A 21081-nucleotide genomic window follows, 5' to 3' on the forward strand; every position below is an offset into this window, starting at 1 on the left:
CGGACGAGGGCGTGAAAGCCGGGGACGCGGGTGACGCGCCTGTCTTCGGCGCGGAGGTCCCGCCGTCCTCCTCCGAGGAGGGCGACGACTCCGTCGCCGAGGCGGCGCACGCCCGGCGGACGATGATCGGCCGCAGCGCCGAGGAGGTGGACCACGCCCCGCCGCGCGGCCGCTACGCCCCCGTCCCCGCCCCGCAGACCGTCGCCTCCGCCGCACCCCTGCGCTGGGCCGCACCGGCGGCGGCCCTGGCGGTCGCCTCGGCGGTCGTCGCGATCAGGGCGCTCCGCAAGCGCCGCTGAACCGCTGCCGCTGGGCGGGGGGTGTTGCGCGGCCCGGCGCCTGCGGGGTGCCGTCGCGCCCACCCGTGCCGCCCCGGCGGCACGACTGCCCGCGGTCGGCGGAGCACGACCGTCCGCGGCTGAGGGGGCACGGCTGTCCGTGGTGGGCGGGGAGCCGGTGCGGCGGCGCCCTCTTGATCGCCCCAGTAGGGTCGTCGCGTGAGTAACGGAGACATCACGCTGACCGCGGGTGACGCGGAGGTGACCGTGCTGCCGGAGAACGGCGGGCGGATCGGAGGGCTGCGGGTCGGGGGCGTCGAGCTGCTGCGGCAGGGGGAGCGGTTCGGGTGCTTCCCCATGGTGCCCTGGTGCGGACGGATCCGTGACGGACGGTTCCGGGACGGCGCGACCGTGCGGCAGATGCCGCTCAACGCCCCGCCGAACGCCATCCACGGCACCGCCCGCGACGCCGCCTGGCGCACCGCCCGCAAGAGCGCCGACGAGGCCGTGCTCACGTACGACCTCGCCGAGCCGTGGCCGTACCCCGGGCGGGTCACCCAGCGGATCGCGCTGACCGGGGACTCCCTGACGCTGGCGATGAGCGTGGAGACGTACGAGTCGTCCTTCCCGGCGCAGATCGGCTGGCACCCGTGGTTCAACCGCACCCTCGGCGGCGAGGACGTGGCGATCGGCTTCGCGCCCGCCTGGCAGGAGGAGCGGGGGGAGGACCACCTGCCGACCGGGCGGCGGATCGACCCGGAGCCCGGGCCGTGGGACGACTGCTTCGGGATGCCCGGCGGCGTCGACGTCACCCTCACCTGGCCCGGGCAGCTGGAGCTGAAGGTGACCAGCCGCGAGGAGTGGGTCGTGGTGTACGACGAGCAGCGCGAGGCCGTCTGCGTCGAGCCGCAGACCGGGCCGCCCGACGGGCTGAACACCCACCCGCGCCTGGTCACCCCGCTGGAGCCGCTGGAGGCCTCGACGACCTGGACCTGGGCCCGCCCTTAAGCTGGCTGGCATGACGGACACACGCGGCGCGCTGCTGCAGCAGATCAAGGACAAGGCCGTGGTGCACGGCAAGGTGACCCTCTCCTCCGGTCTGGAGGCCGACTACTACGTCGACCTGCGCCGCATCACCCTCGACGGCGAGGCCGCCCCGCTGGTCGGGCAGGTGCTGCTGGACCTGACCGAGGGGCTGGAGTTCGACGCGGTGGGCGGGCTGACCATGGGCGCCGACCCGGTCGCGGCGAGCATGCTGCACGCCGCCGCCGCGCGGGGCCGGAGGCTGGACGCCTTCGTGGTGCGCAAGGCCGCCAAGGCGCACGGGCTGCAGCGGCGCGTCGAGGGCCCGGACATCAGGGGCCGCCGCGTGCTCGTCGTCGAGGACACCTCCACCACCGGCGGCTCCCCGCTGACCGCCGTCGAGGCCGTGCGCGAGGCCGGCGCGGAGGTCGTGGCCGTCGCGACGATCGTCGACCGGGCGACCGGCGCCGCCGAGAAGATCCGGGAGGGCGCCGGGGTGCCGTACCTGTTCGCCTACTCCAAGGACGAGCTCGGCCTCGACTGAGACGGGACCCCAGGGCCCGGACATCACCCGACGTAACGACTTGACCTGCACCGTCGACCAGCCGGACAAGTCTGGGAAGATGGGCCCGACAATGACGTCGCAGCCAAGGTTCCAGGTCAGGGCCGACAGTACGCAGTACGCCGAACCGCACGCATAAGGAGCGGACAGATGCCCATCGCAACCCCCGAGGTCTACAACGAGATGCTGGACCGGGCGAAGGCGGAGAAGTTCGCCTACCCGGCCATCAACGTCACCTCGTCCCAGACCCTGCACGCGGCACTGCGCGGCTTCGCCGAGGCGGAGAGCGACGGCATCGTCCAGATCTCGACGGGCGGCGCCGAGTTCCTGGGCGGCCAGCACAAGAAGGAGATGGTGACCGGCGCGGTCGCGCTCGCCGAGTTCGCGCACATCGTCGCCGAGAAGTACGACGTCAACATCGCCCTGCACACCGACCACTGCCCGAAGGACAAGCTCGACGGGTACGTCCGTCCGCTGCTCGCGCTGTCCGAGGAGCGCGTCAAGGCCGGCCGCAACCCGCTGTTCCAGTCCCACATGTGGGACGGCTCCGCGGAGACCCTCGCCGACAACCTCTCCATCGCCCAGGAACTCCTCGAGCGCGCCCGCGCCGCGAAGATCGTCCTCGAGGTCGAGATCACCCCGACCGGCGGCGAGGAGGACGGTGTCTCGCACGAGATCAACGACTCCCTCTACACCACGGTCGACGACGCCGTCCGCACCGCCGAGGCCCTCGGCCTGGGCGAGAAGGGCCGCTACCTGCTGGCCGCCTCCTTCGGCAACGTGCACGGCGTGTACAAGCCGGGCAACGTCGTCCTCCGTCCCGAGCTGCTGAAGGAGCTCAACGAGGGCGTCGCCGCCAAGTACGGCAAGCCGGCCGGCTCCCAGCCGTTCGACTTCGTCTTCCACGGCGGCTCCGGCTCCACCCCGGAGGAGATCCTCACCGCGCTGGAGAACGGCGTCGTGAAGATGAACATCGACACCGACACCCAGTACGCGTTCACGCGTCCGGTCGTCGGCCACATGCTCAAGAACTACGACGGCGTCCTCAAGGTCGACGGCGAGGTCGGCGACAAGAAGACCTACGACCCGCGCACCTGGGGCAAGCTGGCCGAGGCGTCCATGGCGGCCCGTGTGGTGGAGGCCTGCCAGAACCTGCGCTCCACCGGCACCCGCCTCAAGTAGCACGACGCGTCGAGCCCGGCACCCGCCGCGGTGCCGGGCTCTTCCGTATGCTCGCCGCATGCCCGACGTCCGGCTGTCCTCCGCGCAGGGCAAGTGGATCCTGCTCACCACGGTCCTCGGCTCCGCCATGGTCCTGCTGGACTCGACCGTGGTCAACGTGGCCCTCCCGCGCATCGGCCGCGACCTCGACGCCGACCTCGCCGTCCTGCAGTGGACCGTCAACGCCTACCTGGTCACGCTGGCCGGGCTGATCCTGCTCGGCGGGGCGCTGGGCGACCGGTTCGGGCGGCGCAAGGTGTTCGTCGTCGGGGTGCTGTGGTTCGCCGCGGCCTCCCTGCTGTGCGGCCTCGCCCCGAACGCCGGCGTCCTCGTCGCCGCCCGCGCGCTCCAGGGCGTCGGCGGGGCGCTGCTCACCCCCGGCTCGCTCGCCCTCATCCAGGCCTCCTTCCACCCCGACGACCGGGGCCGCGCGGTCGGCCTGTGGTCCGGCTTCGGCGGCATCGGCGCGGCCGTCGGCCCGTTCCTCGGCGGCTGGCTGGTGGACGGGCCCGGCTGGCGCTGGGTGTTCCTGCTCAACGTGCCCCTCGCCCTGCTCTGCGTCCCCGTCGCGGTGCGCCACGTGCCGGAGTCGGTGGGCGGGAAGGCCGAGGGCCGGTTCGACGTCCTCGGCGCGGCGCTCGGCGCGGTCGCCCTCGCACTGGTGACGTACGCGCTGATCGAGGCCGGCGGGGGCTCCCCGGCGGTCGCGTTCTCCGCCGTCGCCGGCGCGGCCGCCGCGGTCGCGTTCGTCCTCGTCGAGAAGCGCCGCCCGCACCCGATGATGCCGCTCGACATCTTCGCCTCCCGCCAGTTCTCGGCCGTCAACGCGGTCACGCTGTGCGTGTACGCGGCCTTCGGCGGCTTCTTCTTCCTCGCCGTGCTCCAGCTCCAGGTCGTCGTCGGCTGGTCCGCGCTGGCCGCCGGTACGGCCCTGCTGCCGACGACCGCCCTGATGCTGCTGCTCTCCGCCCGCTCGGGTGAGCTGGGCGACCGGATCGGCCCGCGCATCCCGCTCACCGTCGGACCGCTGCTGTGCGCGGCCGGGATGCTGCTGATGCTGCGGGTCGGCCCGGACGCCTCGTACGCCACCGAGGTGCTGCCCGCGCTGCTGGTGCTCGGCCTCGGCATGGTCACCCTGGTCGCACCGCTCACCGCGACGGTCCTCGCCTCCGTGGACACCGCGCGGGCGGGCCTGGCCAGCGGCATCAACAACGCCGCCGCCCGCGCGGCCGGCCTGATGGCGGTGGCCGCGCTGCCGCTGCTCGCCGGGATGGGCCCGGAGGCCTACCGCCTGCCGGACGCCCTCGACGACGCGTTCCGGCGGGCGATGGTCCTGTGCGCGGGCGTCCTGGTGGTGGGCTCCGCCCTCGCCTTCGCGACCGTACGCCGCCCGGCCCCGGACTGCCGGCACCCCGAGTGCCACACGCACGGGAGCGTGGCGGTGCCCCCGCTGGAGGCGGAGACGGAACCGGGGGAGGAGCGCGGCGGCGGGGCGCGCTGATGTACGAGACTGGACCCATGTCCATTCACGAGAACCTCCTCGGGGGCCCGCCCCCGACCCACCTCCCCGACGACCCGGGCCCGCGCGAGCTGCTCGCGTCGGGCACCACGCCCGCCGACGTCGCGGCGAAGTACCCCACCTCCTCCCTGGCCTGGGCCCGGCTGGCCGACGAGGCCTTCGAGCGGGGCGGCGTCGTGGAGTCGTACGCGTACGCCCGTACGGGCTACCACCGCGGACTTGACGCGCTGCGCCGCAACGGCTGGAAGGGACACGGCCCCGTGCCGTGGGAGCACGAGCCCAACCGCGGCTTCCTGCGCGCCCTGCACGCCCTCGCCCGCGCCGCGCAGGCGATCGGCGAGCAGGAGGAGTACGAGCGCTGCGCGCAGTTCCTGAAGGACTCCTCGCCGACGGCGGCCCAGGTCCTGGGCTGACCCGTGACGTCCCCGGGGCCCGCCTGTGAGCAGGCGGGCCTTGCGGTGGTGGGGGACGATTGCGCAGGATGCACCGTGGGGACCGGGGCCCCCGTGCCGGTAACGGCAGGGGCGGACCGCTACCCGGAGTACAGGTACAGGAGACAGCGATGTCCCACGAGGCTCACGAGCAGCCCGAGACCCCGCATCTCGACTTCGGGGGGACGACCCCCTACGAGGACTACGTCAAGGCGGACGTCCTCACCCACCTGCAGCACCTGCTTTCCGACGATCCCGGAGAGATGGTCTTCCTGGTCACCACCCAGGTCATGGAGCTGTGGTTCACCGTCATCGTCCACGAGTGGGAGACCGCGGCGAAGGCGCTGCGCGAGGACGACGTCCCGACCGCGGTCGACGCGCTGAAGCGGTCCGTACGCGAGCTGGAGGCGCTGAACGCCTCCTGGAAGCCGCTGAGCGGGCTCACCCCGGCGCAGTTCAACTCCTACCGCGGCGCGCTCGGCGAGGGCTCGGGGTTCCAGTCGGCGATGTACCGGCGCCTGGAGTTCCTGCTCGGCGACAAGTCCGCGTCGATGCTGGTCCCGCACCGGGGCGCGCCGCGGGTGCACGCCGAGCTGGAGAAGGCGCTGCACGAGCCGAGCCTGTACGACGAGGTGCTGCGGCTGCTCGCCCGGCGCGGGCACGCGGTCCCCCAGGAGGTCCTGCGGCGCGACGTGTCGCGGAAGTACGAGCCCTCGGCCGGGGTGGAGGCGGTCTGGACGGCCGTCTACGCGGGCGACGGGCGGGACGAGGCGGCCCGCCTCGGCGAGGCGCTGACCGATGTCGCCGAGCTGGTGTGGCGCTGGCGCAACGACCATCTGGTCGCCACCCGCCGCGCGATGGGCGCCAAGGCCGGCACGGGAGGTTCCGCCGGGGTGGCCTGGCTGGAGAAGCGGGCGCAGAAGAGCGTGTTCCCCGAGCTGTGGACGGCGAGGTCCCATGTCTGAACTCGCGGTGAAGGCGGAGAAGCTGGACGCCTCCGACGAACTGGCGCCCAAGCGCGCCGAGTTCGTGCTCGACGACGTGGTCTACCTGGACGGCAACTCGCTGGGCGCGCTGCCCGTCGCGGTCCCCGGCCGGATCGAGGACGTGGTGCGCCGCCAGTGGGGCGAGCTGCGGATCCGGTCCTGGACCGAGGGCGGCTGGTGGACGGCGCCGGAGCGGATCGGCGACCGGATCGCGCCGCTGGTCGGCGCGGCGGCCGGGCAGGTCGTGGTCGGCGACTCCACCAGTGTCAACGTGTTCAAGGCGCTGGTGGGCGCGGTACGGCTGGCGCGGTCGGCGGACGGCGGGGATCCCGGGCGGGACGAGATCGTGGTCGACGCGACCACCTTCCCCACGGACGGCTACATCGCCGGGTCGGCGGCCCGGACGACCGGCTGCACGCTGCGTCCGGTGACCCCGTCCGAGGTCCCGGCCGCGCTCGGCGACCGTACGGCCGCCGTGCTGCTCAACCACGTCGACTACCGCACCGGCCGGCTGCACGACCTGCCGTCGCTGACGGCCGCCGTGCACGCGGCGGGGGCGTACGCCGTGTGGGACCTGTGCCACAGCGCGGGCGCGCTGCCGGTGGGCCTGGACGAGCACGGCGTGGACCTGGCGGTGGGCTGCACCTACAAGTACCTGAACGGCGGACCCGGTGCGCCGGCGTTCCTGTACGTGCGCGCGGACCTGCAGGACCGCTTCGACTCCCCGCTGCCCGGCTGGAACTCCCACGCGGAGCCCTTCGGCATGCGCCCGGAGTACGAGCCGGCGGCGGGCGCGGTGCGCGGGCGGGTCGGTACCCCGGACATCCTCTCCATGCTCGCCCTGGAGGCGGCGCTCGAGGTCTGGGACGGCGTGACGGTCGACGCCGTGCGGGCCAAGTCCCTCGCGCTGACGGACTTCTTCCTGGAGTGCGTCGGGACGTACGTGCCCGACGGCCGGGTCGAGTGCGTGACCCCGCGTGCGCACCGGGAGCGGGGCAGCCAGGTCGCCCTGCGCTGCCCGGACGCCGGTGACGTGATGAGGCGGCTGATCGAGCGGGGCGTGGTCGGCGACTTCCGCCACCCGGACGTGCTCCGCTTCGGCTTCACCCCGCTGTACGTCGGCTTCGCGGACGTGGAGCGGGCGGCGCGGGTGCTGGCGGAGGTGCTGGCGGAGGCGTAGGCGCCGGTGCGGGCACCGGCGTGGGCGGGGCCGGGGGCGGTGTCGTACGGGACCGCCCCCGGGCCCGCTGACCGAGCGTGACATCCCCATGTGGGCGCACGTGGGCGTGCTGATACCGTCCCGGCCGAACGGCCGCGTTCCCGCATGGTCCGTCACGTACTTCGTATCGCTGAGAGGTTGAGGCATGACGGACGACGTCGCAGCCGCCCGGTCCGCCGCCGAGGAGGAGTCGGCCTTCTCCCACCCGCCCGTGGACCCCGACGCCACGGTGACCTACGGCGACGACCCGGACCAGCTGATCGACTTCTACGTGCCGCGCGGGGAGGGCGGGCCCGCGCCCGTCGTCGTGGTCCTGCACGGCGGTGCCTGGCGCACGCCGTACGACCGGCGCCACATCGGTCCGTTCGCGGCGTTCCTGGCCGGGCGGGGCTTCGTCGTGGCCAGTGTCGAGTACCGGCGCGGGGCGGGGGAGCAGGGCGGCGGTGACGCGGTCGCGGGGCGGTGGCCCGACACCTTCGACGACGTCGCCGCCGCGATGGACGCGCTGCCGGGGCTGGTGCGGGAGCACGTGCCGCGGGCGGACCCGCGGCGCGTCGTGCTCACCGGTCACTCGGCCGGCGGGCACCTGGCGTTGTGGGCCGCCGCGCGGCACGTCCTGCCGGCGGGCTCTCGCTGGCGCACGGACGGGCCCGCACCGCTGCGCGGTGTCGTCGCCCTCGCGCCGATCGCGGACTTCGAGGTCGCCGACAAGCTGGACGTGTGCGGGGGCGCGGTGCGGCAACTGCTCGGCGGGAACGGACACTTCGCCGAGCGACGGCCGCATGCCGACCCCGGGTCGCTGCTGCCCACCGGGATCGCCACCACCCTGGTGCAGGGGCGTACCGACGTCGTGGTGCCGCAGGCGGTCACCGAGTCGTACGCGGAGGCTGCGGCGAAGGCGGGGGAGGTGGTGGGGGTGACGTTGCTGGAGGACGTCGGGCACTTCCCGCTGATCGATCCGGGGACGGACGCGTGTGCGGTGGTGGCGGAGGAGATCGCTCAACTCGCCTGGTGAATGCGGCCCTTGCGGGGCTGCCCGGTCGTACCCGTAGTACCTGAGAGCTACCCCGCGGGTGAGTCCCCCGGCGGGACGCGGGTTACACGCGCGTCTCCGTAACTTCCCTTCACAGCACGCCCGATGGGCGGGCGGAGGGGGAGGTACGGCCACCATGGTGCGCGAGTGCGAGGGGTGCCCCGGGGCGGGGTGGGCCGGGGGGAGGTTGCGCAGCCCGGCGCTTGCGGGGGGCGGTCGCGCCCACCCTCCCCCACTCTCGGCTCCGCTCGAGCGGGGGGACCCCCATCGCCCCAGCGGCACGACTGCCCGCGGGAGCGGTGGTGCGGGTGCCCGCGGGAGCGGTGGTGCGACTGTCCGCGGGAGCGGTGGTGCGGGTGCTCGTGGCGGGGGGAAGGGGGGTGGGCGGTGGTGGCGTGGGGCTCTCGCGGTGGTTGTCGCCTGCGCCGTCGCCGTGCCGCTCGCCGGGGCGGCCCGGCCACGGGTGCCCGCGCCGGGGCCCGCCGTGCTCGCGGCGCCCTCCGCGGCGACCCTCGACACGGTCTACGCCGCCAACCGGGCCAACGCCCGGGAAGCGGCCCGGATGGCCGACGCGTACGGGGACCGGCGGCGGGCCGACGCCGATCGCGCGCTGGCCGGGCGGCAGTTGCTGGACTTCGACGGGCGCGGGCCGGGTCGGGTCACCGAGGTGCTCGGGGACCTCGCGCACGCCGACCGGGTCGCCGTTCTCGTCCCCGGCTCCGACACCGGCATCGACACCTACGGCCGGTTCCGCGCCGCCGCCCTCGCGCTGCACGAGCGGCTCGGTGCGCGGGCCGCGGTCGTGGCCTGGCTCGGCTACGAGACCCCCGGCACCGTCAGCGCCACCGTCGCCACCACCGGCCGGGCGGAGGAGGCCGCACCCGGACTGCGGGAGGCGGTGGGCGACGTGCGGGCCGTCGCCGGACCGCGCGCCCGCGTCTCCCTGCTCTGCCACTCCTACGGCTCCGTCGTCTGCGCCGAGGCCGCCGGCGGACTCGACGTCGACGACATCGTCCTCGTCGGCAGCCCCGGCACCGGCGCCGACAACGCCGCCGCCCTGCGCACCCGGGCCCGGATCTGGGCCGCCCGGGGCGCCGACGACTGGATCGGGCACGTCCCGCACATCGGCGCCGACCTCCTCGGCACCACCGTCGGCTTCGGCACCGACCCCGTCTCCCCGGCCTTCGGCGCCCGGGTCTTCGCGGCCGGCGACGGCGGCCACAGCGACTACTTCACCCCGGGCTCCGCCTCCCTGGCCAACCTCGCCCGGATCGTCCTCGGCGAGACCCCGGCGGTGACCTCGTGAGCCGCCTCGCAGCCGCGGTGCGCGGCGCCGCCGGCCGCGTCGACGCGGCCACCCCGGACCACCGCGACCGTGCCGTGGACGCCCTGCGCGCCGGCGCCGTCCTCGGGGTCGTCCTCGGCCACTGGCTGGTCACCGCCCTCGTCGCGGACGGCCGCACCCTGCGCACGGCCAGCCCGCTCCAGCACATGCCGTGGCTGGCACCGGTGTCCTGGGCGTTCCAGACCCTCGCCGTGTTCTTCCTGGTCGGCGGTCATGTGGCGACCCGTGGGTACGCCTCGTCCCGCGCCCGCGGCGTCCCGTACCACCGCTGGCTGCGGGCCCGGCTGGGTCGGCTGTTCAAGCCGGTCGCCGCCGTCCTCGTCCTGTGGACGGCCGTCACCGCCGTACTGCTGCTCTCCGGCGCCGAGTACGCGACCGTCCGCACGCTGGTGAAGCTGGCCCTGTCGCCGCTGTGGTTCCTGCTGGTCTTCGCCGCCCTCACCGCCGCGACCCCGCTGCTCACCCGGCTCCACCCGCTGTGGCCGCTCGCCGTCGTCCTCCACGTCGACCTGCTCCGCTTCGGCCTCGGCGCCCCCGACCGGCTCGGCTGGCTGAACCTGGCGGCCGGCTGGCTGGTGCCGTACGCCCTGGGCGCGGCCTGGACCCGCGGCGAGCTGGAACGCCGCAGGTCGGGCTGGATCCTCCTGGTCTCCGGTACGGCCGCCACGGCCGCGCTCGTCGCCTGGGCCGGCTACCCGGCGTCGATGGTCGGCGTCCCGGGCGCCGAGGTGTCCAACCTCAACCCGCCGACGCTGGCCGCCGTCACCTTCGGCCTCGCCCAGTGCGGGCTCGCGCTGCTGCTGCGGGACCGGCTGCGCACGGCGATGCGGCGTCCCGTCGCGTGGGCGGCGGTGGCGCTGGTCAACCTCTCCGCGATGACGATCTTCCTCTGGCACCAGTCCGCCCTGATGGCGGCCACCGCCACCGGCCTCCTGGCCGGCCGCCTCCCCGGCCTCCACACCGTCCCCGACGGCCCCGGCTGGGTCGCCGCCCGGCTGGTGTGGCTGCCGGTGTTCGTCCTCGCCCTCGCGGTCTGCCGGTCGGCGTTCCGGTCCTGGGAACGGGCGGGCGGCGGGCGGCGCGGGCGGTCCCGGGTGGTCCGTACCCACCGGCCGAAGACGAAGGACGTACGGCATGTCTAGGCTGAACCGCGTGGCGAACACGGGGGTGGAGCTCGTCCGGCGGTGGCTGGGGGTGCTGCGGGGCGACCTGTTGACGGCCCGTGCGGACCCGTTGCCCCCGTCCGTGTGGCTGCGCTGGGTACCGCACGGAATCGTGTGCCTGGCCGCGTTCGGCGTCTTCCTCGGTGACCTGGCCCAGCTGAACGACCACGGAGGACTGGAACTCGGGCTCGCCCTGCTGATCGCGCTCGGGCAGAGCACCGCGATGGTGCTCGCGCTGCGGCAGCCGGTGCCGGCGTGGTGGCTGTCCCTCGGGGCCACGGTGTTCGGGGCGTTGGTGGTGCGTGCCCGGATGGAACCCGGCGAGTACGCGTTCACCTGGCCCTGGACCGCGGCCGGGCTGATCGCCCACCTGTTCGTCCTGCTGCTGCTCGCCCTGCGGGTACGCACCCGCGTCTCGGTCGAGGTCCTGGCCCTGACCTCCCTGATCACCTACGTCCTCCAGGGGCTGATGGGCGGGCGGAACTACCAGCCCACCGGCCAGACCGCCGTTCCCCTGTTCATCGTCGCCGTCGTCCTCGGCGTCGCCCTGCGCGGCCGCCGCGAGGCCCGCGCCGAACTCGGCCGGCAGACCACCCTCACCGCCGAGGAACGCGCCCGCCGCACCCTCCTGGAGGAACGCAGCCGGATCGCCCGCGAGCTGCACGACGTGGTCGCCCACCACATGTCGGTCATCTCCATCCAGGCGCAGGTGGCCCCGCACCTGGTCCAGGACCCGTCCGACGAGCTGCGGGAGAATCTCGCCGGCATCCGCCAGAACGCCGTCGAGGCGCTGACCGAGCTGCGCCGCGTCCTCGACGTGCTCCGGTCCGAACACCCCGCCCCCGGCGAGCGCTCGGACGCCCCGCAGCCCACCCTCGACCGTCTCGAATCGCTGGTGGAGAACACCCGCGCCGCCGGACTGACCGTGACCACCGGGACCAGCGGGGAGCGCCGCCCGCTGCCGCCCGGCGTGGAGCTGTCGGCGTACCGGATCGTGCAGGAGGCGCTGAGCAACGTGCTGCGGCACGCGCCCGGCGCGACCGCCCACGTCACCCTGGCCTACGATCCGCGGGGGCTGCGGGTGACGGTCGTCAACACCGGCCCGACCCGGGAGGCACCGCCGTCCGCCGGCGCCGGACACGGGCTGCTCGGTATGCGGGAACGGGCCGTCATGCTGGGCGGCAGACTGACGGCCGGCCCTTGGACCGGGAAGGGCTACAAGGTCGACGCCTACCTCCCGGTCTCCGCCCCGCCCGCCACCGAACCCCCTCCCCAGGACGGCACCGCATGATCCGCGTACTCGTCGCCGACGACCAGCAGATGGTCCGGCAGGGCTTCACCGTGCTGCTCAACACGCAGCCCGACATCGAGGTCGTCGGTCAGGCGGTGAACGGGGTGGACGCGGTCGCGCAGGTCGCCGAACTCGCCCCGGACGTCGTCCTGATGGACATCCGCATGCCCGAACTCGGCGGCATCGAGGCCACCGCCCTCGTCACCACCGCCACCCCGGACGTCAAGGTGCTGGTGCTGACCACCTTCGACCTCGACGAGTACGTGTACGAGGCACTGCGGGCCGGGGCCTCCGGCTTCCTGCTGAAGGACGCCTCCGCCGACCAGCTCGCCGAGGCGGTACGGGTGGTGGCGGCCGGGGACGCCCTGCTCGCGCCCGGCATCACCCGCCGGCTGATCGCCGAGTTCTCCCGGCTGGACGCCCGCCCCCGCACCCCGCTCCGGCGGCGCGTCGGGGAGCTGACCGAACGGGAGACGGAGGTGCTCGCGCTGATCGCGCAGGGCCTGTCCAACGCGGAGATAGCGGGACGGCTGGTGGTGGCCGAGCAGACGGTGAAGACGCACGTCGGCCGCATCCTGGTGAAACTGGGTCTGCGGGACCGCACCCAGGCGGCGGTGTTCGCGTACGAGTCGGGACTGGTCCGCCCCTCGGGGTACTGAGGGACACCCCGCCGTGGCCCGCGTAGTACCTGAGACGGACGCCCGGAAACCCCTCTCGGCGGGGACGACCGCCCTCACCCGGTCGGCCTACCGTGTGGGCGTGACCGAGACGACGCACCAGCAGCCCCCGGCCGCCCCGCGCGGGGGCGGGGCCGGGACCCGCAGCCCCGAGTACCAGGTGGCCCGGAACTCCCTGCGGGGACTGCGCCAGGACCTGTTCCACGACCCCTTCGCCTACCGCCCGCTGCCGCCCCGGCGCACGGACGGCCCGTTCGTCCGCCGGCTGCCCGCCCGGCTGCGGTCGGCCGCGGCCCACCTCCCGCACGCGGTGGTGGGGGCGGTCGCGCTGATCGCCCTGATGGCCGGCGCGCTGTCGAGCGGCCTGCCCGGCGGGGACGTGGCGGCCCTGCTGATCGGCCTGCTGTGCGCGCTCCCGGTGCTCGCCACGCTGGTCCGGCCGGTCGGCGCGTTCTGGCTGTCCCTCGCGGTGACCCCGGTGGTCGCGCTGATCAAGAGCGGCGACGACGACTGGCCGTGGATGCCCGGCGCGTTCGTCTGCCACCTGGCGGTGCTGGTCGTCGTGGCGCTGCGCACCCGGCCCCGCACCGCCGCCTGGATGTGGGTCCTGACCGCCGTGTACGCCTTCCTCTCGGACGTCGCCTTCGGCGGGTCGTACTACTACACCAACAGCGGGCCCATGATGGTGACGTCCGCGTTCGCCCTGCTGGTGGTCTCCCTCTGGCACGTCCGCCGCACCGCCGAGCGGGAGGTGACCGCCCAGCAGACGGTCACCGCGCACGAACGCTCCCGGCGCACCCTGCTGGAGGAGCGCACCACCATCGCCCGCGAGCTGCACGACGTGGTGGCCCACCACATGTCGGTGGTCGCCATCCAGGCCGAGGCCGCGCCCTACCGGGTGGAGAACCCGCCGCCGGAGCTGGAGCGCGCCTTCGCCACCATCCGGGAGAACGCGGTGGCCGCCCTCACCGAGCTGCGCCGCATCCTCGGCGTGGTCCGCGCCGAGGACTACGAGGCCCCGGACGCCCCGCAGCCCACCCTCGCCGACCTGGACGCCCTGCTCGTCAACGTGCGGGGCGCCGGTCTCGAGGTGGAGAAGGTGGTGACCGGCGCGGTGCGGGAGCTGCCGCAGGGGGTGGAGCTGTCGGCGTACCGGATCGTGCAGGAGGCGCTGAGCAACAGCCTGCGGCACGCGCCCGGCGCGAGCGCCCGCGTCGAGATCGGGTACGTCCTCGGCGGACTCGGCGTGCGCGTCGTCAACGGCCCGCCGCCCGAGCCGGGCCTCGTCAAGCCCTCGCCCGGCGCGGGTCACGGCCTCACCGGCATGCGCGAGCGGGTCGCCATGCTGGACGGCGGGATGACGGCCGGACCGGCCGACGACGGAGGCTACGAGGTGACGGTGTTCCTGCCCGTCGCCACGGTGAACGAAGGTGACGCATGACGATCCGCGTGCTGATCGCGGACGACCAGATGATGGTGCGCGAGGGCTTCTCCGTCCTGCTCAACGCGATGCCCGGCATCGAGGTCGTCGGCGAGGCCGTCAACGGCCGGGAGGCGGTGGAGCGGGTCCGCGAACTCGCCCCCGACGTCGTCCTGATGGACATCCGCATGCCCGAGCTGAACGGCATCGACGCGACCCGGGAGATCGTCGCCGCCGACGGTGCGGCGAAGGTGCTGGTGCTGACCACCTTCGACCTCGACGAGTACGTCTACCAGGCACTGCGCGCGGGCGCCTCCGGCTTCCTGCTGAAGGACGCCTCGGCCCGCCAGCTCGCCGACGGGGTGCGGATCGTCGCGGCCGGGGAGGCGCTGCTCGCCCCGTCGGTCACCAGGCGCCTGATCACCGAGTTCTCCAAGCTGTCCGAGGGCCCGCGCCCGATGCCGTCCGCGCAGGCGGCGTACGGCGACCTGACCGAGCGGGAGACGGAGGTGCTGGTGCTGATCGCGCAGGGCCTGTCGAACGCGGAGATCGCCGGACGGCTGGTGGTCGCCGAGTCGACGATCAAGACCCACGTCAGCCGGATCCTGGTGAAGCTGGGCCTGCGGGACCGCACCCAGGCGGCGGTGTTCGCGTACGAGGCACGGCTGGTGACGCCCGGCTGACCCCCCTGGTCAGGGGCCGGTTTCCGGGCTACCGTCCGTCCATGGCAGCCCTTGACGACCTCGCCTTCGACCCGTGGGACCCCGCGTTCGTCGCCGACCCGTACCCCGCCTACGCCGAGCTGCGGGAGCGGGGCCGGGTGCACTACTTCGAGCCGACGGACCAGTGGCTGGTCGCGCACCACGCGGACGTCTCGGCGCTGCTGCGCGACCGGCGCCTGGGCCGCACGTACCGGCACCGCTTCGGCCACGAGGAGTTCGGCCGCACGCCGCCCCCGCCGGAGCACGAGCCGTTCCACACCCTCAACGACCACGGCATGCTCGACCTCGAACCGCCGGACCACACCCGCATCCGCCGCCTGGTGTCGAAGGCGTTCACCCCGCGCACGGTGGAGCGCCTCAAGCCGTACGTCCGTGATCTCGCGGACGACCTGGTGTCCGCGCTGGTCGAGGCGGGCGGCGGGGACCTGCTCAAGGACGTCGCCGAGCCGCTGCCGGTCGCGGTGATCGCCGAGATGCTGGGCATCCCGGAGGCGGACCGGGCGCCGCTGCGCCCCTGGTCGGCGGAGATCTGCGGGATGTACGAGCTGAACCCGCCGGAGGAGACGGCGGCGCGGGCCGTCCGGGCGTCGGTCGAGTTCTCGGACTACCTGCGCGAGCTGATCGCCGAGCGCCGTGGGAACCCCGGCGACGACCTGATCTCGGGCCTGATCGCCGCCCACGACGAGGACGACGACCGGCTCACCGAGCAGGAGATGATCTCCACCTGCGTCCTGCTGCTGAACGCCGGCCACGAAGCCACCGTGAACTCCACGGTCAACGGCTGGTGGGCCCTGTTCCGCAACCCGGACCAGCTCGCCGCCCTGCGCGCGGACCACTCGCTCGTCCCCTCCGCCGTGGAGGAGCTGATGCGCTACGACACCCCGCTCCAGCTCTTCGAACGCTGGGTCCTCGACGAGATCGAGATCGACGGCCGGGTGATCCCGAGGGGCGCGGAGATCGCGATGCTCTTCGGCTCCGCCAACCACGACCCGGCGGTCTTCGCCGACCCGTCCCGCCTGGACCTGACCCGCGCCGACAACCCGCACATCTCCTTCAGCGCCGGCATCCACTACTGCATCGGCGCACCGCTGGCCCGGATCGAGCTGGCGGCGTCGATGACGGCGCTGCTGGAGAAGGCGCCGACGCTGCGCCTGGCCGCGGAACCGGAGCGGAAGCCGAACTTCGTGATCAGGGGACTGGAAGGGCTGACCGTGGAAGTGGGCTGACTCCCGCGCGGCCCGGGCGGGCCGGAAGACGCGGCTCCGGGGAGCCCGGGCCGGAAGACGCGACTCCGGGGAGCCCGGGCCGGAGGATGCGACTCCGCGGCCCGGGCCGGAGGACGCGGCTCCGGGGAGCCCGGGCCGGAGGACACCGACTCCGGGGGACCCGAGTCGTACACGGACGGAGGCCCCCGTCAGGCCGTCATGTCCCGGCGCCGCAGACCGGCCAGCCCCGCCGCCACCAGGGCCGCCGCGAGAGCCGTGAGGATCAGCACCGGGGGCCACTCCATCCCCCCGCCCGGCAGCTTCGGCAGGTGACCGAAGGGCGACAGGTCCAGCACCGCCCGCGGCACGTCCAGCGCCGGGCCGACCCAGCCGATCAGCAGTACCGCACCGGCCACGCCCCACGCCGCCGGCGCCGCCCCGGGCGCCAGCCCGTACAGCAGGACCGCGACCCCGCCGATCACCCACACCGCCGGAACCTGCACCAGGCACGCGCCCAGGAGCGGGCCCGCCCGCCCGCCGTGGCCGAGGGCGAGACCGGCCCCCGCGAGCAGCATCAGCAGCACCGCCCCGCCGAACGCCACCAGCAGATGCCCGGCCGCCCACCGCAGCCGCCCGACCGCCCCCGCGAGGACCGGTTCGGCCCGTCCCGAGGTCTCCTCGCCGTGCAGCCGCAGCACCGACGCCACGACGTACAGGGCTGCCACCAGCCCGAGGATCCCGGCCATCGTCGCGAGGAACGCGTCCGTCAGCGCGGTCTGCCCGCCCATCCGCCGGAAGATCTCCCGGGCGCTCTCGTTGTCGCCGACCAGATCGGCCGCCCCCTCGGCCATCCGGCCGTACACCAGCCCCGCGAGCAGGAACCCGGCGCTCCAGCCGAGCACACCGCCCCGCTGCAACCGCCAGGCCAGCGCTCCCGCACTCCCGAGCCGCCCCGCGGCCGGTCCCGGCCGGCTCGGCAGGAAGCTCATGCCGAGGTCCCGGCGGCCGGCGAGCGCGTACGCCACCGCCCCCTGGACCAGCACCGCTCCCGCGAACAGTCCCAGCACCCACCACCGCTCACCGGCGAAGGCCCGCAGGTTCGTCAGCCAGCCCAGCGGTGACGCCCAGGTCAGCGGGGACGAGCCGTCGTCGGTCGCCGAGTCGCCGGCCGCGCGCAGTACGAACGCCGCCCCGAGCACGGCCGCCGTCAGCCCCCGCGCGAGCCGCGCGCTCTCCGTCAGCTGGGCCACGATCGCCGCCGTGGTCGCGAAGACCATGCCCACGCCCGCGATCCCGAGTCCGAACGCGAGCGCGCCCGCCGCGCCCTGCCCGGCCAGTCCGGCCGTCACCAGCAGCGCCAGCACCCCGTTCGCGACGGCCGCCGCGAGCAGGGCCGCCGTCAGCGGGGCCCTGCGGCCCACCGCCCCGGACGCCACCAGCTCCTGACGCCCGCTCTCCTCCTCGTCCCTGGTGTGCCGTACGACGACCAGCAGACCGGCCACGGCGGCCAGCGCGCCCGCGTACACCCCGGCCCGCCAGGCGGTCAGCGCGCCGAGGGAGTCGCCGAGGACGGGGCCGACCATGGCCCGCAGGGAGGAGTTGGCCGCCATCTGACGGACCAGGTCGGCGCGTTCGGCCGGAGTGCCGTACAGGCCCTCCAGCGTGTTCGGCAGGGAGAGCACCATGAGGGCGTTCACCGCGACCCAGACCGGGATCATCACCCGGTCCCGGCGCAGCGCGAAGCGCACCAGGACGCCGGTGCCGGCGAGTCGGCGGGAGCCCGCGGGCCGTACGGCGAAGGCGGTGGCGTTCATCGGGCACTCGCCCCGCTCCCGGCGGCCTCGTCCTGGTAGTGCCGCAGGAACAGCTCCTCCAGCGTCGGCGGGGTGGACGTCAGCGACCGCACGCCCGACTCGCTCAGCGAGCGCAGCACCGCGTCCAGCCTGTCGGTGTCCACCTGGAGCCGCACCCGGTGTCCCCGCACGTCGAGGTCGTGCACGCCGGGCAGTCCGGCGAGCCCGTTCGGCGGCCCGGCGAGTTCGGCGCTCACGCTCGTCCGGGTCAGGTGCCGCAGCTCGGCGAGCGAACCGCTCTCCACCGTCCGCCCCTTGCGGATGATGCTGACCCTGTCGCACAGCTCCTCCACCTCGCTGAGGATGTGCGAGGACAGCAGCACGGTGCGCCCGCGCTCCCGCTCCTCGGCCACACAGCGCTGGAAGACCTCCTCCATCAGCGGGTCCAGGCCGGACGTCGGCTCGTCGAGGATCAGCAGGTCGACGTCGGAGGCGAACGCGGCGACCAGGGCGACCTTCTGCCGGTTGCCCTTGGAGTACGTGCGGCCCTTCTTCGTCGGGTCCAGCTCGAACCGCTCGACCAGTTCGGCGCGGCGCCGCGGGTCCAGGCCCCCGCGCAGCCTCCCGTACAGGTCGATGACCTCGCCGCCGGACAGGTTGCGCCACAGCGTCACGTCCCCGGGTACGTAGGCGATGCGACGGTGCGCCTCCACGGCGTCCGTCCACGGATCCCGGCCGAGCACCCGGGCGGCACCGGCGTCGGCGCGCAGCAGGCCGAGCAGGACGCGGAGGGTGGTGGACTTCCCGGAGCCGTTGGGGCCGAGGAAGCCGTGGACCTCGCCGGTCTCGACGCTCAGGTCGAGCCCGTCCAGTGCGTGGGTCCGGCCGAACGACTTGTGCAGCCCGGACACGGTGATGGCCTTCGTCATGCTTCGGAACGTACGCTTCTTTCAGAAATTTATGAAGTTAAGGAAGCGTATGAATAATGACTAGACTGATCCCCGGCGTCCGAGCAGGGGAGATGAGCGGATCATGGCGGAACCGAGCGGGGCGGCCCGGGACCCGGAGGCGGTCTCGCGGTTCGTGGAGCACTTCGCGGCGCAGCTGGTGGAGGCGGGCATGCAGCGTATGCCCGCCCGCGTCTTCGGTGCCCTGCTCGCCTCCGACGCCGGGGTCATGACCTCCGCCGAGCTGGGCGAACAGCTCAAGGTCTCACCGGCCGCGGTCTCCGGCGCGGTGCGCTACCTGTCCCAGGTCCACATGGTCTCCCGCGAGCGCGAGCCCGGCTCGCGGCGTGAGCGGTACCGGGTCCACGGCGATCAGTGGTACGAGGCCCTGACCAACCGCGAGGCCGTCCTCAAGCGCTGGGAGGACGCCCTCCGCGAGGGCGTCACCGGCCTGGGCGCGGACACCCCGGCGGGCCGCCGGCTGGCGGAGACGCTGGCCTTCTTCGAGTTCGTGGAGAAGGAGGTCGAGGCGATGATGGAACGCTGGCGGGCGCATCGGCGGGAGCGGTTCGGGGAAGGGTAGTCGGTCCGCTACGCTGAGTGGTGGCTGGTCCGTCTCAAGGGGAGGGCGCATCATGACAGTCATGGCAGAGCGACCGATGATAAGCGGCACCGGGCCCGACAACTTCGAGGAGCTGTTGGAGCTTCTCGACGAGCTGCACCTGCGCGACGGCTTCCAGGCCGAGATCATCAGGGGGAAGATCGTTGTGTCGCCGTGGTCGAAGGCCTTCTACCTCGACGTCATGGAGCTGGTGTGTGAGCAGCTTCGGCCGTATCTCCCTGAGGAGCACCGGATCAGTTACGGTCCTTTCCTGTACGTCTTCCCAGGCGTGCAGCGCGCGTACGGTCCCGATATCCACGTCGCGCATCGGAGCGTCAGTCGAAGTGCCAGCAACCACTTGGACGGCGAAGCCCTCTCCTTCGTCGCCGAACTGACCTCCTCCTCCACGCGGGACGACGACCTGACCGACAAGGTCCTGACGTACGGAAAGGCGGGCGTCCCCGTCTACCTGCTCCTCGACATGCAGGAGGAACAGGCCACGGTCTTCTCGATGCCCTCGGCCAAGGGGTACGAGTCCCGCGAGACCAAGCCGTTCGGCGAGAAGGTGTCGATCCCCCAGCCGTTCGACTGCGTGCTGGACACGACCGGCTTCAAGGCTCCCTGAGACGGCCGCTACCGCACCGGCACCGTCAGCCCCCAAGCCTCCTCCCGTACCTCCCACGTCCGCGTCCGCACCGGCCCCGACACCGCTCCGTCCGCCCGGTAGCGGAAGTGCGCGCCCGACACGGTCACCGTGCGGGCCTCCGCGACCAGCGGGGCCGCCTCCGACGCCGTACGGACCTCCACCCGGGCCGTCCCGGGGGCGCCGGGCACGACCGAGACGCCCTCCACCGGCTGCCCCAGGTCGACGAGCGTCTCCCCGTCGACCTCCACCCGCAGCCGCGTCGGCCCCGCCCCGGGGGCCGCGACGGCCCTGGACGGCCGGGCGGGCGCCAGCGTGTGCATGAGGGACCGGCAGGTCCGCAGCCAGGGACGCCCCGCCCCCTCGGCCCCCTCCCGCGCCCGTGTGACGCCCCCGACCGGCGGGATCCGCAGCGCGCCGAGCACCACCCCGTCGCTGTCGTCCACCAGCAGGTCCACGCGCCGCTCGGCCCCGTCCAGCACGGCCCGCGCCGCCGCCACCGCCCCCGTGGGCACCCCCAGCGACCGGGCGAGGGAGACCGCACCGCCCACCGGCACCAGGGACAGCGCGCAGTCGGCCAGCTCCCGCCGCCGGTGCAGCAGCGTCACCGTCCGCACCAGGGCCCGGTCGTCGCCGACCACCACCGGCCGCCGCGACCCGCGCCGCGCCAGCACCCGGGCGAACTCCTCCGGACCGTCCGGCAGGCACACCTTGGCGCCCGCCGCACCCGCGCCGATCACGTCCTTCGCGATCCGGACGGACTCGCCGTCCGCCCGCCGGGCGACCGGATCGACGACCACCAGGAGCTGGTCGGACGCTGCGGAAAAGGTCCTGGAAGTCGCCACCTCGGCCATGCCTCGCTTCCTCGGGTAGCATCTTTGTGCAAGAGCCCCTTGCGCTATTGCGCCAGGGGCTTCGTCTATTCCGGGGCATCCGGTCCGACGGTTGGCGGCCAACGGTGGTCGCGGTGCACGCGGCGGTGATCCTCCGTGTGCGCCCCTG

20 protein-coding genes and 1 pseudogene are annotated in these 21081 nt (G+C 74.1%); 18 read left to right on the plus strand and 3 right to left on the minus strand.

Annotation, left to right across the window (positions count from 1 at the left end; translation table 11 throughout):
* The 16 genes and pseudogenes from ACFY3N_RS08730 to ACFY3N_RS08805 form a co-directional block, all read left to right on the plus strand.
* Positions 1-299: pseudogene (locus tag ACFY3N_RS08730) on the plus strand (carbon monoxide dehydrogenase); the annotation flags it as partial.
* 198 nt (positions 300-497) lie between these two features.
* Positions 498-1286 (plus strand): aldose 1-epimerase, encoded by a 789-nt coding sequence (locus tag ACFY3N_RS08735; protein WP_390815877.1) that lies wholly within the window; start codon positions 498-500, stop codon positions 1284-1286.
* Between the two features lie 10 nt (positions 1287-1296).
* On the plus strand, positions 1297-1845 hold the full coding sequence (pyrE, locus tag ACFY3N_RS08740) for an orotate phosphoribosyltransferase (protein ID WP_390815878.1): 549 nt from the start codon (positions 1297-1299) through the stop codon (positions 1843-1845).
* 168 nt (positions 1846-2013) lie between these two features.
* Positions 2014-3045 carry a class II fructose-bisphosphate aldolase gene (gene fbaA, locus ACFY3N_RS08745; protein WP_390815879.1) on the plus strand — a complete coding sequence of 344 codons (1032 nt, stop codon included), beginning with the start codon at positions 2014-2016 and terminating at the stop codon, positions 3043-3045.
* A gap of 58 nt (positions 3046-3103) precedes the next feature.
* Positions 3104-4585 carry an MFS transporter gene (locus ACFY3N_RS08750; protein ID WP_390815880.1) on the plus strand — a complete coding sequence of 494 codons (1482 nt, stop codon included), beginning with the start codon at positions 3104-3106 and terminating at the stop codon, positions 4583-4585.
* Between the two features lie 17 nt (positions 4586-4602).
* Complete coding sequence (locus tag ACFY3N_RS08755) at positions 4603-5016, plus strand: DUF3151 domain-containing protein (RefSeq protein ID WP_390815881.1); 414 nt, start codon at positions 4603-4605, stop codon at positions 5014-5016.
* Between the two features lie 149 nt (positions 5017-5165).
* Positions 5166-5999, plus strand: a complete 834-nt coding sequence (locus ACFY3N_RS08760; RefSeq protein ID WP_390815882.1) for a tryptophan 2,3-dioxygenase family protein — start codon at positions 5166-5168, stop codon at positions 5997-5999.
* Positions 5992-7200, plus strand: coding sequence for a kynureninase (kynU, locus tag ACFY3N_RS08765; RefSeq protein ID WP_390815883.1), 1209 nt, complete (start codon positions 5992-5994; stop codon positions 7198-7200). The genes ACFY3N_RS08760 and kynU overlap by 8 nt, the downstream gene beginning before the upstream one ends.
* A gap of 184 nt (positions 7201-7384) precedes the next feature.
* Entirely contained in the window at positions 7385-8254 is an 870-nt protein-coding gene (locus ACFY3N_RS08770) for an alpha/beta hydrolase (protein WP_390815884.1), read from the plus strand.
* Between the two features lie 427 nt (positions 8255-8681).
* Positions 8682-9578, plus strand: a complete 897-nt coding sequence (locus tag ACFY3N_RS08775; protein WP_390815885.1) for an alpha/beta hydrolase — start codon at positions 8682-8684, stop codon at positions 9576-9578.
* On the plus strand, positions 9575-10759 hold the full coding sequence (locus tag ACFY3N_RS08780; RefSeq protein WP_390815886.1) for an acyltransferase: 1185 nt from the start codon (positions 9575-9577) through the stop codon (positions 10757-10759). Before ACFY3N_RS08775 ends, ACFY3N_RS08780 begins: the two co-directional genes overlap by 4 nt.
* Positions 10752-12071 carry a sensor histidine kinase gene (locus tag ACFY3N_RS08785; protein WP_390815887.1) on the plus strand — a complete coding sequence of 440 codons (1320 nt, stop codon included), beginning with the start codon at positions 10752-10754 and terminating at the stop codon, positions 12069-12071. Before ACFY3N_RS08780 ends, ACFY3N_RS08785 begins: the two co-directional genes overlap by 8 nt.
* A complete protein-coding gene (locus tag ACFY3N_RS08790) occupies positions 12068-12730 on the plus strand; it encodes a response regulator (protein WP_390815888.1) in 663 nt (220 codons plus the stop codon). The genes ACFY3N_RS08785 and ACFY3N_RS08790 overlap by 4 nt, the downstream gene beginning before the upstream one ends.
* 100 nt (positions 12731-12830) lie before the next feature.
* On the plus strand, positions 12831-14189 hold the full coding sequence (locus ACFY3N_RS08795; RefSeq protein ID WP_390815889.1) for a sensor histidine kinase: 1359 nt from the start codon (positions 12831-12833) through the stop codon (positions 14187-14189).
* Entirely contained in the window at positions 14186-14851 is a 666-nt protein-coding gene (locus ACFY3N_RS08800) for a response regulator (RefSeq protein ID WP_390815890.1), read from the plus strand. Before ACFY3N_RS08795 ends, ACFY3N_RS08800 begins: the two co-directional genes overlap by 4 nt.
* A gap of 41 nt (positions 14852-14892) precedes the next feature.
* Positions 14893-16116 carry a cytochrome P450 gene (locus ACFY3N_RS08805; RefSeq protein ID WP_390815891.1) on the plus strand — a complete coding sequence of 408 codons (1224 nt, stop codon included), beginning with the start codon at positions 14893-14895 and terminating at the stop codon, positions 16114-16116.
* A 188-nt stretch (positions 16117-16304) separates the two neighbouring features.
* On the opposite strand, the gene ACFY3N_RS08810 is transcribed toward ACFY3N_RS08805, so the two are convergent.
* Both ACFY3N_RS08810 and ACFY3N_RS08815 read right to left on the minus strand, forming a co-directional pair.
* Positions 16305-17909: an ABC transporter permease gene (locus ACFY3N_RS08810; RefSeq protein ID WP_390815892.1), complete on the minus strand. Its 1605-nt coding sequence runs from the start codon at positions 17907-17909 to the stop codon at positions 16305-16307.
* Complete coding sequence (locus tag ACFY3N_RS08815) at positions 17906-18817, minus strand: ATP-binding cassette domain-containing protein (RefSeq protein WP_390815893.1); 912 nt, start codon at positions 18815-18817, stop codon at positions 17906-17908. The genes ACFY3N_RS08810 and ACFY3N_RS08815 overlap by 4 nt, the downstream gene beginning before the upstream one ends.
* 103 nt (positions 18818-18920) lie before the next feature.
* On the opposite strand from ACFY3N_RS08815, the gene ACFY3N_RS08820 reads away from it, so the two are divergent.
* Entirely contained in the window at positions 18921-19418 is a 498-nt protein-coding gene (locus ACFY3N_RS08820; protein WP_390815894.1) for a GbsR/MarR family transcriptional regulator, read from the plus strand.
* Between the two features lie 61 nt (positions 19419-19479).
* Complete coding sequence (locus tag ACFY3N_RS08825) at positions 19480-20061, plus strand: Uma2 family endonuclease (RefSeq protein ID WP_390815895.1); 582 nt, start codon at positions 19480-19482, stop codon at positions 20059-20061.
* 8 nt (positions 20062-20069) lie between these two features.
* On the opposite strand, the gene ACFY3N_RS08830 is transcribed toward ACFY3N_RS08825, so the two are convergent.
* Positions 20070-20933, minus strand: coding sequence for a diacylglycerol kinase (locus ACFY3N_RS08830; protein WP_390815896.1), 864 nt, complete (start codon positions 20931-20933; stop codon positions 20070-20072).
* Positions 20934-21081 lie beyond the last annotated feature (148 nt).

Source organism: Streptomyces sp. NPDC000348, from assembly GCF_042898795.1.
GTDB lineage: Bacteria > Actinomycetota > Actinomycetes > Streptomycetales > Streptomycetaceae > Streptomyces.